General features: G+C 58.5%; 13 protein-coding genes. 8 read left to right on the forward strand and 5 right to left on the reverse strand.

Translation table 11 applies throughout. From position 1 onward, the window contains the following. Positions 1–35 precede the first annotated feature (35 nt). From EFQ99_RS02585 to EFQ99_RS02595, 3 genes are all read left to right on the forward strand, one after another. Positions 36–1,793 (forward strand): hypothetical protein, encoded by a 1,758-nt coding sequence (locus EFQ99_RS02585; RefSeq protein WP_126919091.1) that lies wholly within the window; start codon positions 36–38, stop codon positions 1,791–1,793. 6 nt (positions 1,794–1,799) lie between these two features. Continuing rightward, the gene (locus EFQ99_RS02590; protein ID WP_126919092.1) at positions 1,800–2,321 is read left to right on the forward strand and encodes a hypothetical protein; all 522 of its coding nucleotides are present in this window, start codon (positions 1,800–1,802) and stop codon (positions 2,319–2,321) included. 233 nt (positions 2,322–2,554) lie between these two features. Then, positions 2,555–4,651, forward strand: coding sequence for a carboxy terminal-processing peptidase (locus EFQ99_RS02595; RefSeq protein WP_126919093.1), 2,097 nt, complete (start codon positions 2,555–2,557; stop codon positions 4,649–4,651). A gap of 196 nt (positions 4,652–4,847) precedes the next feature. On the opposite strand, the gene EFQ99_RS02600 is transcribed toward EFQ99_RS02595, so the two are convergent. The 5 genes from EFQ99_RS02600 to EFQ99_RS02620 are packed head-to-tail and all read right to left on the reverse strand — an operon-like array spanning position 4,848 to position 8,213. Next, positions 4,848–5,630, reverse strand: a complete 783-nt coding sequence (locus EFQ99_RS02600) for an SDR family NAD(P)-dependent oxidoreductase (RefSeq protein WP_126919094.1) — start codon at positions 5,628–5,630, stop codon at positions 4,848–4,850. A 2-nt stretch (positions 5,631–5,632) separates the two neighbouring features. Next, positions 5,633–6,481, reverse strand: a complete 849-nt coding sequence (locus tag EFQ99_RS02605) for a fumarylacetoacetate hydrolase family protein (RefSeq protein WP_126919095.1) — start codon at positions 6,479–6,481, stop codon at positions 5,633–5,635. After that, the gene (locus EFQ99_RS02610) at positions 6,478–6,906 is read right to left on the reverse strand and encodes a cupin domain-containing protein (protein ID WP_126919096.1); all 429 of its coding nucleotides are present in this window, start codon (positions 6,904–6,906) and stop codon (positions 6,478–6,480) included. The genes EFQ99_RS02605 and EFQ99_RS02610 overlap by 4 nt, the downstream gene beginning before the upstream one ends. Then, the gene (locus EFQ99_RS02615; protein WP_126919097.1) at positions 6,896–7,357 is read right to left on the reverse strand and encodes an acyl-CoA thioesterase; all 462 of its coding nucleotides are present in this window, start codon (positions 7,355–7,357) and stop codon (positions 6,896–6,898) included. Before EFQ99_RS02615 ends, EFQ99_RS02610 begins: the two co-directional genes overlap by 11 nt. A 40-nt stretch (positions 7,358–7,397) precedes the next feature. After that, positions 7,398–8,213, reverse strand: a complete 816-nt coding sequence (locus EFQ99_RS02620) for an alpha/beta hydrolase (RefSeq protein WP_126919098.1) — start codon at positions 8,211–8,213, stop codon at positions 7,398–7,400. A gap of 200 nt (positions 8,214–8,413) precedes the next feature. Here EFQ99_RS02620 and EFQ99_RS02625 point away from each other — a divergent pair, with 200 nt between their 5' ends. From EFQ99_RS02625 to EFQ99_RS02645, 5 genes are read left to right on the forward strand one after another with little or no spacing between them, the layout of a single operon-like run. Then, positions 8,414–10,711 carry a bifunctional salicylyl-CoA 5-hydroxylase/oxidoreductase gene (locus tag EFQ99_RS02625; RefSeq protein ID WP_126919099.1) on the forward strand — a complete coding sequence of 766 codons (2,298 nt, stop codon included), beginning with the start codon at positions 8,414–8,416 and terminating at the stop codon, positions 10,709–10,711. Further along, positions 10,708–11,451, forward strand: coding sequence for an SDR family NAD(P)-dependent oxidoreductase (locus tag EFQ99_RS02630; RefSeq protein ID WP_126919100.1), 744 nt, complete (start codon positions 10,708–10,710; stop codon positions 11,449–11,451). The genes EFQ99_RS02625 and EFQ99_RS02630 overlap by 4 nt, the downstream gene beginning before the upstream one ends. Continuing rightward, positions 11,448–11,933 (forward strand): MarR family winged helix-turn-helix transcriptional regulator, encoded by a 486-nt coding sequence (locus EFQ99_RS02635; protein ID WP_126919101.1) that lies wholly within the window; start codon positions 11,448–11,450, stop codon positions 11,931–11,933. The genes EFQ99_RS02630 and EFQ99_RS02635 overlap by 4 nt, the downstream gene beginning before the upstream one ends. A gap of 46 nt (positions 11,934–11,979) precedes the next feature. Next, entirely contained in the window at positions 11,980–13,596 is a 1,617-nt protein-coding gene (locus EFQ99_RS02640) for an AMP-binding protein (protein WP_126919102.1), read from the forward strand. Further along, entirely contained in the window at positions 13,596–14,435 is an 840-nt protein-coding gene (locus EFQ99_RS02645) for a tryptophan 2,3-dioxygenase (RefSeq protein ID WP_126919103.1), read from the forward strand. Before EFQ99_RS02640 ends, EFQ99_RS02645 begins: the two co-directional genes overlap by 1 nt. Position 14,436 lies beyond the last annotated feature (1 nt).

Genomic DNA, 14,436 nt, shown 5'->3' on the forward strand with positions numbered 1-14,436 from the left:
AATAAGGGAAGGCCAGTAGATATTGAAACTGTAGCGTGGGCACCGATTTGGCTTCCAACATCGAGGATGTAATGTCGTTAGACCTTATCGAAAAAGAAATTCTTCGGTTCCTTGCAGACAGCGAACCGGAGGTCCTTTGCATTCGCGGCAAGTGGGGTGTCGGGAAGACTTACACCTGGGACAGTCTCCTAGGTAAGGCCGCCAACAACAATGTAGTAGCGTTGAAGAAATATGCCTATGTGACGCTCTTCGGCCTCAACTCACTCGAAGATCTTCGGTTCTCGATTTTTGAGAACACAAATTCAGGCGCTGAACTCACCCAAGCCGCCACGATCGAATCCTTTAGCAGCATGATCCAGCAAGCCGCAGATGCCGGCCGGAGATCCAGAAATCTGATCGAGTTTGTGGCGTCAGCGTTCAATCGCAAGGGGATAACCGACGCATTGGCAAAAGTCGGCTTCCTCAATGTTCGTAAACAACTCATCTGTGTCGATGACCTTGAACGAGCAGGCAAAGGTCTTGAGGTTCGCGATGTGCTAGGCCTCATCTCATTTCTAAGGGCGAAACGAGATTGTAAGATCGTGCTCCTTCTTAACGACGAACAAATTGGTGAAAGCAAAGCTGAGTTCTGGAAGCAAGTAGAGAAGGTCGCAGATACTATCCTGCATTTCAACCTGAGCCCGAGCGAGGCGTCTAATATCGCCTTTGGCACTCACCAGAGCGATATACGAACCATCGTTGAGCCGTTGCTACACATTCTGAATATTACGAACATCCGGATTATAAAGAAGATCCAGCTCGGAGCGGCCCGTTTGACTGAAATCCTGGCGGGCCAAGATGAGGATGTCGTGAAGCAAGCGCTCACCGCATTTGTTCTTAGCAAGTGGGCTGTGTTGGATCCGGACAATGCCCCACCAACCGCCTATATCCGCGGCTATAACGAATTTGCTGTTGCCCTAAGGGCGTCTAACAGCAAAGAGACGCCTGTCGATAAGTTTGCTGATCTACTCGCACTATATCCCTACAATTCGACTGATGAACTTGACGACGTGGTCATCGCTGGTGCTGAAGCCGGCTATTTCAATGAGACGCTTCTAAACCAGCGTGCCGCTTTAATTTCTGCGCGGAAGAAGAAAACTGAGGGCGGAGAGGAGTTCAGTCGTGTCTGGAAAGATATGTATCATGGATCTTTAGCGACAAGCGACGAAGACTTTTTGGAAGCGCTATTCAAAAGCGCCATGCAGGAAGCGGCCCTGATAACCCCACTCAACATCAATAGTTCAATAAAGTTGCTACGTGAGTTCGGCCGGCCGGAACTGGCTGATAAACTTATCGATGCGTATATCGACGCAAAGTCGGACGAAAATCTCGAATTCTTTGATCTTCGACATCATCATTTCAGCGGTGACGAGTCTGTAGACGATAACCTAAAGACCGCCTTTCAGGAGAAATTTGACAGCTTCGTCGATGACCGAAAGCCGCTAGACGTACTTAAGTCGATTGCGCAGCGCCAGGGTTGGTCAGAGGCTGACGTAGCTTTGTTGGCAAAACAGACATCAAGCGATTTTGAAACCATGTTTGAAGCTCTTCAAGGGAATGAGGTTCGGTGGGGTATCGAATCGGTAGGGTCAATCGGAAACAGTGGCAGGCCCGGCGCTGAAGCCATTCGGAAAGCATCGACCGATGCACTACGGCGGATAGCTCAAAAGTCGCCAATCCGGGCGCGCAAGATCGCTCGTTTCGGAATTTCTCTTGACGAGGCGATAGCGACCTCGGAACCAGATGGCAGCTAGCAAGACATGGAAACAAAACCTCGTATCATCGATATGCCCGAGCCGCTTGGCTTGTATGCAGGCCAACTTTACACCCGTGGGGAAGAGTATCTCGAAGCATTTCGCAGACTTTCCGAGCACGATGGTCTGATGATGCATGCCAAATATTTTATGATGGCTCATGCATTCGAGCTGTTACTAAAATCTTTTCTGGCCGCACGTGGTGTCAGCAAAAAGGAGTTGCAGGACAGGCAGCTCGGACACAAGCTGGACAAGATCTACGAGAGATGTGCGGCGCTCGGCATCCCCGCCATCGCCAATATCGAAGTGTTCACACGCGACATTGCGGAAAAGAATAGGGACTTCGATTTCCGATACCCCAGCAACTACAATCTGATGCTCCCGTCGCCGAGGCTGTGCTTGGAAGTGCTCGACCCGCTCGTCGAAGCATTGTGCCCTCTGATTTCGAGCGCACGTACTCAAGCGCAGATCAAGTGGGCAAGCGATACCAAGCACCTCCAGGGGCACAAAATCCGTTGGTCAGATTAAGCTTTTGGTCATATGCGTGAGAGCCCGCATATCATTAAAACCCTGAACGCATTCAAATCTGCGGGCGGTTTCGAGCCTATCCATACGCTTCACTATCTCCCGGCCAATCACGCCGAATACTTTTCCCGCGACCTTTCACACCATCCCATTTGCCACCCGGTTGCCAAAAAACCATGATTGCCTCACATAGATCACACATCGACCACAGGCATGAAGAATTGGATCAAGACTGAATGCGCATACACTACGTTCTCCTCGGTGCATTTCTTGCAATCGCACAGTCCGCATATGCTGAAGTCGCCTCATCGCCTGTTTTGGCGCCGCTGAAGCGACAGGAGCAGGCCGCTCAGCTGAGCGCGCAGTTTCTTTCGCGCTATACCTACAAACCCGTTCCGCTCGACGATGCCTTGTCGGCGAGGATCATGGATCGGTTCGTCAAGTCGCTTGATCCGGATCGCATGCTCTTCCTGCAAGCCGATGTCGACAAGTTCATGGCTGACCGCAGCCAGATCGACGATGCGATAGAACGGAAGGACCTGAGGATCCCGTTTGCGATTTTCAACGCCTATGAACAGCGCGTCGTCGACCGCATGGGCTATGCGCGCAGCCTGCTCAAGCAGGGCTTCGATTTCAGCGCGCAGGAAAGTTTTTCGGTGCTGCGCGATAAGGAGCCGTGGCCGCAGTCTGAAGCCGAGAGCAATGAGCTTTGGCGCAAGCGCGTCAAAAGCGACTGGTTGCGGCTGAAGCTCGGCGGCAAAACCGACGCGGCTATTCGCGAAACGCTCGACAAACGTTATGAAAACACGCTCGAGCGCGTCGACAAGTTTAAAAGCGACGACGTTTTCCAGTCGTTCATGGACGCCTATGCAACGTCGATCGATCCGCACACGGATTATTTCGGCGCGGCCGCTTCGGCCGATTTCAATGTGTCGATGAAGCTTTCGCTATTTGGCATCGGTGCCGTGCTGCAGGAACGCGACGACTATACGACGATCCGTGAACTCGTGCCTGGCGGGCCGGCGCAGCTCTCCGGCAAGCTTGCCGTCGGAGACCGCATCACCGGCGTTGGTCAAGGCAAGGACGGGGCGATCAAAGAAGTGGTCGGCACGCGCCTTGATGAAGTCGTGCAGATGATACGCGGGAAAAAGGGCTCCGTCGTGCGCCTGGACGTCCTGCCCGCCGATGCCGGGGCAGATGCCACGCATCGCGTTATCAGCCTGGTGCGCGATAAAATCAGTCTCGATAAGCAGGCTGCCAGGAAGACTGTGCTGTCCGTGAAGGCGGGCGACGCCACGCATAAAATCGGGATCATCACGCTGCCGGTCTTCTATGAGGATTTTGAAGCCAAGGGCAAAGGCGACAAGGATTACAAAAGCGCAACCCGCGATGTCGCCAAGCTTCTCGATGAATTGAAGGAAGAAAAGGTCGACAGCGTTCTCATGGACCTGCGCAACAATGGCGGCGGCTCTTTGGACGAAGCGATCGATCTGACCGGTCTCTTCATCGGCAAGGGACCGGTCGTTCAGCAACGTCGCAGCGACGGCAAGATCGAGGTCAAAAGCTCTGACCTGGCAGCGCCTGTCTGGACAGGGCCGATGGGTGTCCTGATCAATCGCGGCTCGGCCTCGGCTTCGGAGATTTTTGCCGCGGCAATCCAGGATTACGGCCGAGGCGTGATCGTCGGCGAACCGAGTTTCGGCAAGGGCACGGTGCAAACCGTCGTCGATCTCGACGAGATGGTTCACAACAGCAAACCCGAATTCGGCGAGCTGAAAGTGACGATTGCCCAGTTTTTCCGGGTCAACGGCGGTACGACGCAGCTGCGCGGCGTGACGCCTGATATCAGTCTGCCTGGGCTCTCCGATCCGACAAGCTTTGGCGAGACCAGTTATGACAATGCCCTGCCGTGGGCTGAGATCAAGCCGGCGAATTACACGCCCGCCGACACGCTTGCCAAGTTGCTGCCGACATTGCAAAGCCGCCACGATGCGCGGGTTGGCAGCGATCAGGACTTCCAAAACCTGCTGAAGGACATTGCCGACCTGAAAGCGCAACGCGAGAAAGGGGTCATCTCCCTCAATGAAGCCGAACGTCGCAAGGAAGCGGCGGCGCGAGAGAAACGGTTCAAGGATCGAGCGCAGGCAGGCGATGACGAAGATCCCAGTGGCGATGACGGCCTGGAAGCAGACGAGCGCAGCCTGAGCGCTGATATTGCCATGGAAAATGCCCGCAAGAAGGCAAAGGATGTTTTGCTGAACGAGGCCGCCGCCATTCTTGCTGACGAGACGGATTTGCAGGGGGACGTGCTGAAGGCGGCCACCAAGCAATAAGGAAACACGATCGGAAAATGGCCAACCGGTCATCTCTAGCCAGGATCAAAGGCGATCGGCTCGGACGTACCTTGGGGTATGCCCTTCGCCAACCGCCTTTGCCCTGACGAAAACCTGCTCCGGCAGAATGTTTCAATCTAGCCGGAAGGGCTCTGGCGCATCGGCCCTTCCGCCCTTCTCGCTACATTCCTCTCCATCACCCTTCGATAATGCCAGTCTTCACCGCCACCTGTCGGTAAGCCGCTCCTGCAGTGAAACCTCCGTCGATCACGAAATCCTCACCGGTGATGAAACCTGACTCGTCCGAGGCAAGAAACAGCACCAGCGCGGCGATCTCCTCCGGCTTTCCGCTTCGACGCATCGGCGTCATCTCGATCATGGGCTGAAGATGGGGGCTGTTCGCGTTGAGGCCGGTGACGACCAGCCCCGGGCAGATTGTGTTCACGCGGATTCCGTTGCCGACCAGCTCCATGGCCGCGCTCCGCGTCAGGCCACGGAGGCCCCATTTGCTGGCGGTGTATGCGGGATCATAGTGCCCCGAAAATGCACTGTTCGAAGAGATGTTCACAATCGATCCGCCGCCACCCTCTGCCATGAGGGGGGCCACGGCCTGAATTCCGAGAAACGCCCCGGTCAGATTGACCCTCAGCACCGCTTCCCATTTGTCGAGGGGGGTGCTGGCGACGGTGGTGCGGTTGATGATGCCGGCGTTGTTGACCAGAATATCCAACCGCCCCTTCCATTCTCGGGCCAGGCCGACCGCCGCCGCCCAATTGGCCTCCGACGTGACATCAAGCGCAATGAACGTCGCATCCAACCCCGACTTCTGGAGGCTGTCGACGAGCTCACGGCCTTCCTTCTCGAGGACGTCGGCCACGATGACCGCTGCCCCTTTTTCCGCAAGGAGACGGCTTTCAGCCTCCCCTTGTCCGCGCGCTCCTCCGGTTACGAGCGCGAGTTTGCCGCTCAAGTCCGCCATCGTCAGTTCCTCGCTTCCACCGTTCTGGATTTCTGGCAGCCCAGGCCTGATATGCCGAGCGCAATCGTCTGACCCGGCTTCAGGAAAACGGGTGCCGGCTTGATCCCCATGCCTACGCCTGGAGGCGTGCCCGTCGCGATGACGTCGCCTGGCTCAAGCGTCATGAACTGGCTGATGTAGCTGACGAGGAATGCGACATCGAAGATCATGTTCGACGTGGCTCCGGTCTGCTGTCTCACACCGTCGACATCGAGCCAAAGCTCTAAAGCCTGTGGATTGGTCACTTCGTCTCGCGTGACAAGCCAGGGACCGAGCGGGCCGAATGTGTCGTGGCTCTTGCCCTTTGTCCATTGTCCGCCCCGTTCGGATTGGAAAGCGCGTTCGGAGACATCGTTGACGACGCAATAGCCCGCGACGTGGGACAGTGCGTCTGATGTCTCGACATACTTGGCGCGCTTGCCGATGACCACGCCGAGTTCCACTTCCCAGTCAGCCTTGTTCGACGACCTTGGAATCTCGATATCGTCGTTAGGGCCGACGATCGCGCTGGTCGCTTTCATGAACAGTATCGGCTCTGCGGGGGGCTCCTTCCCGGTCTCACGCGCATGGTCGATGTAGTTGAGGCCGACACAGATGAATTTTCCGACCCTTCCGACACAGGGTCCGACCCTGTCTGGTGTCACCGCGGGTAAAGTCGCCGGATCGATCTGCCTGAGGCGTTCGATCGCCTTGTCAGACAGTGCCGATCCATCGAGATCGGAAATCGCGCCGGATAGGTCGCGCACGGTTCCCCGATCATCGACGAGTCCGGGCTTCTCGCTGCCCGGTTGTCCGTATCGAAGCAGCTTCATTGTGCGCGCCTAAATCCAGCGAGAACGGAATCATCGACATCCGGAAGGTTGATGACGATATTGTCCGGCGTCCTGGTGGTGAGCCATACCAGCTCCTCGGTCGTGGACATGTTTACCTCGATATGGGGCCAATTCGGCGGCACGAAGATGAAATCGCCTTCCTCCATGTCGAGATATTCCTGCCAGTCTTTCCCGAAGTAGATGCGTGCCTTGCCTTTGAGGACATAACCGCCGGTCTCCGCCTCGCCGTGGTGATGGGGGTAGGAGCGGTAGCCCGGCTCGTTGCTGACTTTGCCAAACCATATTTTCGTTGCCGGCGTGTGCTGCGGCCCCACGCCGCTGATGCGAATGCATCCCCCTGATTGAAGTGTGTTCTTGTCTTCATCGCCCTTGCGGGTCACGACGGGTCTCAGATCATGCGACATTCTTGTGCTCCTTGGGTTTGGTGGTTTCCGCCGTTCCGGTTTCTTTAGCGGTGAGATAGCGGGTGAGGCCGGTCCGCAGGTCGTCCGGCCATGGCCGTGACTTGTGGTCTTCGGTGGACGTGAGCACGATCCGCTGTTTCACCGTCCATATGGTGTCGCCGCGAACGTGCACTTCCGTTTCGAGGTCCAGAGAGGAGCGGCCGATCGCGCGTACGTTCACGGTGAAATCCAGCACGTCGCCATACATGGCAGGCTTGAAGAAGCGGAGGTCGAGCGACACGGTGGGCAGGCCCATCTTTCGCTCAAACATGATCTCCTTCCACGTGATGCCGAAGGACGCGAACATCGCCTCGTTGACGTCGACGAGCATGGAAAGATAGGCGGGATGGTAGGCGATCCCGGTCAGGTCGCAGTCGCCGAAGCGCATGGGCTTTGAAATTGTGAATGGCATGGCGCCCTCCTGTTGATTTTCTGGCTGAAAGGCCTGTCGCTCAAGGCCCTATGTAGGCTCGCGTCAGCGGGTGGTTGGGGTCCGCCAGACCTTCGATGACGTCGAAATGATGACGGCCGGGATCGGCGACGAGGTCGGCGCGCGAGCCCTTCCGTCTCCACGCCTCGGCAATGAGCGCTGACTGCCGCAGGAACTCCGGCCGTTCGCGAGCGCCCACCCAGGCAACGAGCTCGGTGTTGGGGCGGGGAGATCGGAGTGCCGCGCTTTCCGAGGTTGCCTCCTGTTCATCGAGCTTCAGCTGGGCGTTCATCGAATGAAGCTGAAGCGGTCGGAGGTCGTGAAGACCGCTTATGCTCACCACGCGGGTGATCCTATCGGCGGTAGCCTCGTCGAGCGGCGTATCATCGCAAACCATGCGGCTGACGAGGTGACCTCCGGCGGAATGTCCCGCCAGTCTTATCGGTCCCGGGACCAGCTTCGCTGCTGCTGTAACGGCTCGACCGATCGAGCGCGTGATCTCGTGAATTCTGGCTTCCGGCGCAAGGGTGTAGGTCGGTAGAGCGACTGCCCAGCCCGACGACAGGGCGCCTTCTGCGAGATGGGACCAGCTGGACTGGTCGAAGCTCAACCAATATCCGCCATGCACGAACACGGCCAGGCCCCTGGGCTCGGACGCGGGACGAAAAAGGTCGAACCTCTCGCGCGGGGCCGCGCCGTAAGGGAGGTCCAGTTCAGCGTTCGCTTTCAATCTGAATGCTTCGGCGTCACGCTCCCAGCGATCGGGATAATCCATCCCGCTATCGATATAGGCGGCGTTGGCAAACGCATCCTCCCAGTCGATGCCGTGAACTTCCATCCTTCGACGCCTCCCTTTGTGCGGACCGCGCTCTGGCTCCCGGCGCTTCCAGCGCATGAGAAACCCGATGCCTAGGTCGATAATGTTTATACCTATAAAATATAAGATTGAATATTTCAAGCTTGAAGTATCTGGGATCCTCAGTTATGTTGCGATGGAAATGTCGGGGCATTCGATGCCGGCACTTAGGGAGTGAACGAATGCGGATTGCGTGCTTGGGCGGAGGTCCCGCCGGTCTCTATTTCGCGATATCGATGAAGCTGCGCGATCCCTCGCATGAGGTCGTGGTGTTCGAGCGCAACAAGGCTAACGACACATTCGGCTGGGGCGTCGTGCTTTCGGACGACGCGCTATCCAGGTTGCATAAGAATGATCCGGTCAGCGCGCAGTCCATCCGGGACCACTTCGCCTATTGGGACGACGTCGCCGTGATCCATAATGGAGTGCGCACCGTCTCGGGCGGCCATGGCTTTGCGGGGATCGGGCGCAAGCAGATGCTCATCCTGCTGCAGCAGCGGGCGCGTGAACTCGGGGTCGACCTGCGGTTCGAAGCGGAGTTCAGCGGCGCGGAGGAGCTCCGCAAGGACTACGACCTCGTCGTCGCTGCGGACGGACTGAACTCCCGAATCCGCTCGGAATATGCCGAACACTTCAATCCGCAGATTGACGTGAGGCCTTGCAAGTTCATCTGGCTTGGCACTCGTCAGAAGTTCGACGATGCCTTCACCTTCATCTTCGAGAAGACGGACCACGGCTGGATCTGGGCGCATGTCTACCAGTTCGACGCGAACACGGCGACGTTCATCGTCGAATGCTCCCCTGAAACCTGGACGAGTTTCGGTTTCGAGGGGATGTCCAAGGAGGAGATCATCGCGACCTGCGAAGAGGTCTTCGCCGCACATCTCGGCGGCCATGAACTCATGTCCAACGCGGCTCATCTCCGCGGGTCGGCTGTCTGGATCAATTTCCCGCGCGTGCTCTGCGAGAATTGGCACTACAAGAACGTGGTGCTGCTGGGTGACGCATCCGCCACCGCGCATTTCTCGATCGGGTCCGGCACCCGTCTTGCCTTCGACAGTGCCATCGCGCTTGCGGACTATCTCCACTCCGAACCAACGCTCGAGGAGGCGTTCCGGCGCTATCAGGAGGAGAGGCGGGTGGAAGTCCTCCGCCTCCAGTCGGCCGCCAGGAATAGCCTGCAGTGGTTCGAGGAGGTTGAGCGCTATCTCGGCATGGAGCCGCTGCAGTTCACCTATTCACTGCTGACACGTTCCCAGCGCATCAGTCACGAGAATCTGAGGATGCGCGACGCCAAATGGTTGTCGACCGCAGAGCGCTGGTTCCAGGAGAGTGCCGGGCAGTTGCCCGCCTTACCCGTGCGTGCGCCGATGTTCGCACCGTTCAAGGTGCGCGATATGGAATTGAAAAACCGTGTCGTGGTCTCGCCCATGGCCCAATACAAGGCGGTGGATGGCTGCCCGAACGATTGGCACTTCGTGCATTATTCCGAGCGCGCCAAGGGCGGCGCGGGTCTTGTCTTCACCGAGATGACATGCGTTTCGCCCTCCGGTCGGATCACGCCCGGCTGTCCTGGGCTCTACGCACCGGAACATGAGGCCGCATGGACGCGGCTGACCAACTTCGTGCACACGCAGACGTCGGCGAAGATCTGCTGTCAGATCGGGCATTCCGGACGCAAGGGCTCCACCAACATCAGTTGGAAGGGCATCGATACGCCGCTGGAAAGCGGCAATTGGGAACTGGTGTCGGCGTCGCCGATTCCGCTTTCATCAATCAATCAGACTCCCCGTGAACTCTCACGCGAGGAGATGGACGAAGTGAAAAGCCAGTTCGTCGAAGCGGTGAAGATGGCCGACCGCGCCGGGTTCGACATGATCGAATTGCATGCCGCGCACGGCTATTTGATCTCGTCGTTTATTTCGCCCGTGACCAACATCCGGAGCGACGAATATGGTGGCAGCTTCGAGAACCGGATGCGGTTCCCCCTGGAAGTCTTCCACGCGATGCGCGAGCTATGGCCCGCCCACAAGCCGATGTCAGTGCGCATCTCGGCCAATGACTGGGTGGGCGACGACGGGATCACGCCGTCCGAAGCCGTCGAGATCGCGAAAGCGTTTTCGAATGCGGGTGCCGACCTGATCAATGTCTCGTCCGGCCAGGTCACCAAGGACGAGAAGCCTGTCTACGGCCGCATGTTCCAGACTCCATTCTCCGACCGCATCCGCAATGATGCTGGTGTGAAGACGATTACGGCGGGCAACATCTACGAAGCAGACCACGTGAACTCCATCCTGATGGCCGGGCGTGCAGACCTCGTCGCCATCGGCCGTCCGCATCTGGCAGACCCCTATTGGACGCTGCATGTTGCCTCCGCGATCGGCGACAGGCACGCGGACTGGCCGGATCCCTATATCGGCGGACGCAACCAGGCTTGGCAGTTGGCAAATCGCGGAGCGGAGGCTGTCGGCAAAGTATGACTCTTTGGGGCAAACATATCGTCGTCACAGGTGGCGGCAGCGGAGTGGGAGCGGAAACCGCCAAGGTGCTCGCGCTTGCCGGAGCGTCCGTCACGATCATCGGCAGGCGAGAGGCGCAACTCAGGGCGCAATCGCTTCCCTACCAGATCTGCGATGTGACCGATTCCGTTGCCGTAGCTGAAGCGTTCGACATCGCCCGGACGAGAAGCGGGCCCATCACCGGGGTCGTGGCCAGCGCCGGGGCGGCGGAAAGCGCTCCGTTCCAGCGCACCGGTGTCGATGCCTTCAGGTCCATGATCGACGTCAATCTCATCGGCGTCGTGAACGTCTGGCAGGCTGCCTTGCCCGATATGAAGAAGGCGGGATGGGGACGGATGATCGCCATCGCGTCGACCGCCGGGCTCAAGGGCTACAGCTACGTTTCCGCCTACTGTGCGGCCAAGCACGCCGTTATCGGTCTTACGAGGGCACTCGCGCAGGAACTGGCGACCTCGGGCATCACCGTCAATGCCATCTGCCCCGGCTTTGTCGATACCCCGATGCTCGAGCGCTCTGTGGAGCATATTATGGCGAAGACTGGCATGTCCCGCGAAAAGGCGCTCCAGTCATTGGCGGCCGTTAATCCCCAGAACCGATTCGTGCAGCCGGTCGAAGTCGCCCAGACGGCCCTCTGGCTCTGCTCCGAGGCGGCGACTTCAGTGAACGGTCATGCACTGGCACTATCCGGAGGCGAAACATGACACCCCAGACGAAAATAGCTCCAGATCTCCAGCCGCTCTCCAAGAAGCGGTTGAGGCTCTGGCTGCGGCTATTGAAGGCCACCCGCTACGTCGAGGATGAAGTCCGGCGGCGGCTTCGCGCCGAATTCGCTTCCACGTTGCCCCGATTCGACGTGATGTCGGCGCTCTCCCGGTCGGTCGAGGGCATGAAGATGAACGAGATCTCGAAACTGTTGCGGGTCTCGAATGGCAACATCACCGGGATCGTGGACAAGCTGAACGAGGAAGGGCTGGTGCTGCGCATCACGCCGCCGGGCGACCGGCGCTCCCAGATCATCCGGCTGACTCCAAAAGGACAAACGGAATTCGCCAGGAACGCGGAAGCCCATCAGGCGTGGATCGACGAGATATTCGGCAGGCTTAACGAAGATGACGTCGACGGAATGATCCTTCGTCTGGATCACCTGACCGAGAAGCTCGAGGAGCAGGACGAGGCGGATTGAAGGCGGCCAACTTGTCGCACCGCCGAATTATGGAGGGGAAGAGATTATGCTGAGACCATCCGCGCATCACGACAGTTTCGCCCGCGAAAACCTTCCGCCGCCTGGAACCTGGCCGGATCTGCTGCTTAACGGGTTCGAATATCCCGACCAGGTCAACGTGGCTGTGGAACTCACCGATGCCATGGTGGCGAAAGGTTTCGGCGACCACACGGCTTTGATCGGAAATGGCCGCCGCCGGACGTATAAGGAACTCACGGACTGGAGCAACAGGCTTGCGCATGTCCTCGTCGAGGATCTCGGAGTGAAGCCCGGCAACCGGGTGTTGATCCGCTCGGCGAACAACCCCGCCATGGTGGCGTGCTGGCTGGCTGCGACCAAGGTCGGCGCCGTCGTGATCAACACCATGCCCATGCTGAGAGCGGGCGAACTCAAGAAATACGTCGAGAAGGCTGAAGTCACCCACGCTCTCTGCGATACACGGCTCATGGAAGAGCTCGCAGCCTGCGCGAAGGACAGCATTTATCTCAAGACGGTGGTCGGCTTCGACGGCACGTCGAACCACGACGCCGAACTCGACCGCCTGGCACTCGAGAAGCCCGTGACATTCGAGGCGGTAGCGACCTCGCAGGATGACGTCGCGCTCATTGGCTTCACGTCCGGATCGACGGGCGACCCCAAGGCGACCATGCATTTCCACCGCGACCTCCTGATCATCGCGGACGGATATGCCAAAGAAGTCTTGGGTGTCGTGCCCGAAGACATCTTCGTAGGCTCGCCGCCACTCGCGTTCACGTTCGGACTCGGCGGTCTTGCCGTATTCCCCCTCAGATTCGGTGCGGCGGCGACGCTGCTCGAGACCGCCTCGCCGCCTAACATCATCGAGATCATCCAGAAATACAGGGCGACCGTTTGCTTCACGGCGCCGACCGCATACCGCGCGATGATGCGGGCAATGGACGGCGGCGCGGATCTCTCGTCGTTGCGTGCAGCAGTCTCCGCGGGTGAGACGCTGCCGGGGCCGATTTACGAGGAATGGATGACGAAGACGGGCAAGCCGATGCTTGATGGCATCGGCGCGACGGAGATGCTGCATATCTTCATCAGCAACCGTTTCGACGACCACAGGCCGGCGTGCACCGGCAAACCCGTATCCGGATACGAGGTGAAGATCGTCGGCCCTGATGGCGAAGAAGCGCCGGTGGGGTCGCCCGGCCGGCTCGCCGTGCGCGGCCCCATCGGTTGCAGATATTTGCGCGGAGAGAGACAAAGCGAATATGTGCAGGACGGGTGGAACCTCACCGGTGACACCTTCATCCGCGACGAGGACGGCTATTTCCATTTCGCCGCGCGCAACGACGACATAATCATCTCGTCCGGATACAACATCGCCGGCCCGGAAGTCGAGGCGGCCTTGCTGTCGCACCCGGCGGTTGCCGAATGTGCGGTCGTGGGCACTCCCGACGACGAGCGCGGCCACATCGTGAAAGCGCATGTCGTGCTGAGGCCCGGAAACGAGCCGAGCGACCTCATGATCAAGGTGCTTCAGGACCATGTGAAGGCGGTCATCGCTCCCTACAAGTACCCTCGTTCGGTTGTCTTTGCCGACTCGCTTCCCAAGACAGAGGCGGGAAAGATCCAGCGCTTCAAACTGAGGAACCCGTGATGTCCAATCAGGTTTACAATCCCGGCAGCGACGGGGCCAAGATGAAGTTTGCAGACGCCATGTCATATGGCGACTATCTTCATCTCGACGGAATTCTCAATCAGCAGCATCCTTTGAGTTCCGCGCACGATGAAATGCTTTTCATCGTGCAGCATCAGGCCAGCGAACTCTGGATGAAGCTCGCCATTCACGAGATGGCCGGTGCCCGGAAGGCACTGCGTGCGGGCGACACTCCGAACATGTTCAAGATGCTGGCGCGCGTGTCCAGGATATTCGAGCAGCTGAACAATGCATGGGACGTGCTGAGGACCATGACGCCGGCGGACTACACGAAGTTCCGCGAAGCGCTTGGCGCCTCCTCAGGTTTCCAGTCCTACCAGTACCGCCAGATCGAATACATTCTCGGCAACCGGAACCCGAGCATGCTCGGTCCGCATGAGCATGTTCCTGACGTGCACCGGATGCTTTCCGAAGAACTCGACCGGCCGAGCTTCTATGACGAGGTCATCGCGTATCTCTACCGCGAGCTCGACGGACCCGATGCCAAGGTGCCGGCTCCCCAGCTACGCACGCCACACGCGCCAATCCCCGAGGTGCAAGCCCGGTGGAAGATCGTGTACGAGGACGTCGAGCGCCATTGGACGCTCTATGAACTGGCGGAAAAACTTGTCGATCTGGAGGATTATTTCCGCCGATGGCGCTTCAACCACGTCACGACGGTCGAGCGGATCATCGGATTCAAGCGCGGGACAGGCGGGACGGCTGGTGTGGCCTATCTGCAGAAAATGCTGAGCGTCGAACTCTTTCCCGAAATCTGGCATCTGCGCGGAGAACTGTGAA

The sequence above is a fragment of the Rhizobium vallis genome (genome assembly GCF_003985155.1).
Classification (GTDB): Bacteria; Pseudomonadota; Alphaproteobacteria; order Rhizobiales; family Rhizobiaceae; genus Rhizobium; species Rhizobium vallis.

Bases quoted from the DNA above. Each gene is read 5' to 3' on its own strand.
- EFQ99_RS02590 (WP_126919092.1), top strand. From the start codon at position 1,800: ATGGAAACAAAACCTCGTATCATCGATATGCCCGAGCCGCTTGGCTTG.
- EFQ99_RS02595 (WP_126919093.1), top strand. From the start codon at position 2,555: ATGCGCATACACTACGTTCTCCTCGGTGCATTTCTTGCAATCGCACAG.
- EFQ99_RS02600 (WP_126919094.1), bottom strand. From the start codon at position 5,630: ATGGCGGACTTGAGCGGCAAACTCGCGCTCGTAACCGGAGGAGCGCGC.
- EFQ99_RS02605 (WP_126919095.1), bottom strand. From the start codon at position 6,481: ATGAAGCTGCTTCGATACGGACAACCGGGCAGCGAGAAGCCCGGACTC.
- EFQ99_RS02610 (WP_126919096.1), bottom strand. From the start codon at position 6,906: ATGTCGCATGATCTGAGACCCGTCGTGACCCGCAAGGGCGATGAAGAC.
- EFQ99_RS02615 (WP_126919097.1), bottom strand. From the start codon at position 7,357: ATGCCATTCACAATTTCAAAGCCCATGCGCTTCGGCGACTGCGACCTG.
- EFQ99_RS02620 (WP_126919098.1), bottom strand. From the start codon at position 8,213: ATGGAAGTTCACGGCATCGACTGGGAGGATGCGTTTGCCAACGCCGCC.
- EFQ99_RS02625 (WP_126919099.1), top strand. From the start codon at position 8,414: ATGCGGATTGCGTGCTTGGGCGGAGGTCCCGCCGGTCTCTATTTCGCG.
- EFQ99_RS02630 (WP_126919100.1), top strand. From the start codon at position 10,708: ATGACTCTTTGGGGCAAACATATCGTCGTCACAGGTGGCGGCAGCGGA.
- EFQ99_RS02635 (WP_126919101.1), top strand. From the start codon at position 11,448: ATGACACCCCAGACGAAAATAGCTCCAGATCTCCAGCCGCTCTCCAAG.
- EFQ99_RS02640 (WP_126919102.1), top strand. From the start codon at position 11,980: ATGCTGAGACCATCCGCGCATCACGACAGTTTCGCCCGCGAAAACCTT.
- EFQ99_RS02645 (WP_126919103.1), top strand. From the start codon at position 13,596: ATGTCCAATCAGGTTTACAATCCCGGCAGCGACGGGGCCAAGATGAAG.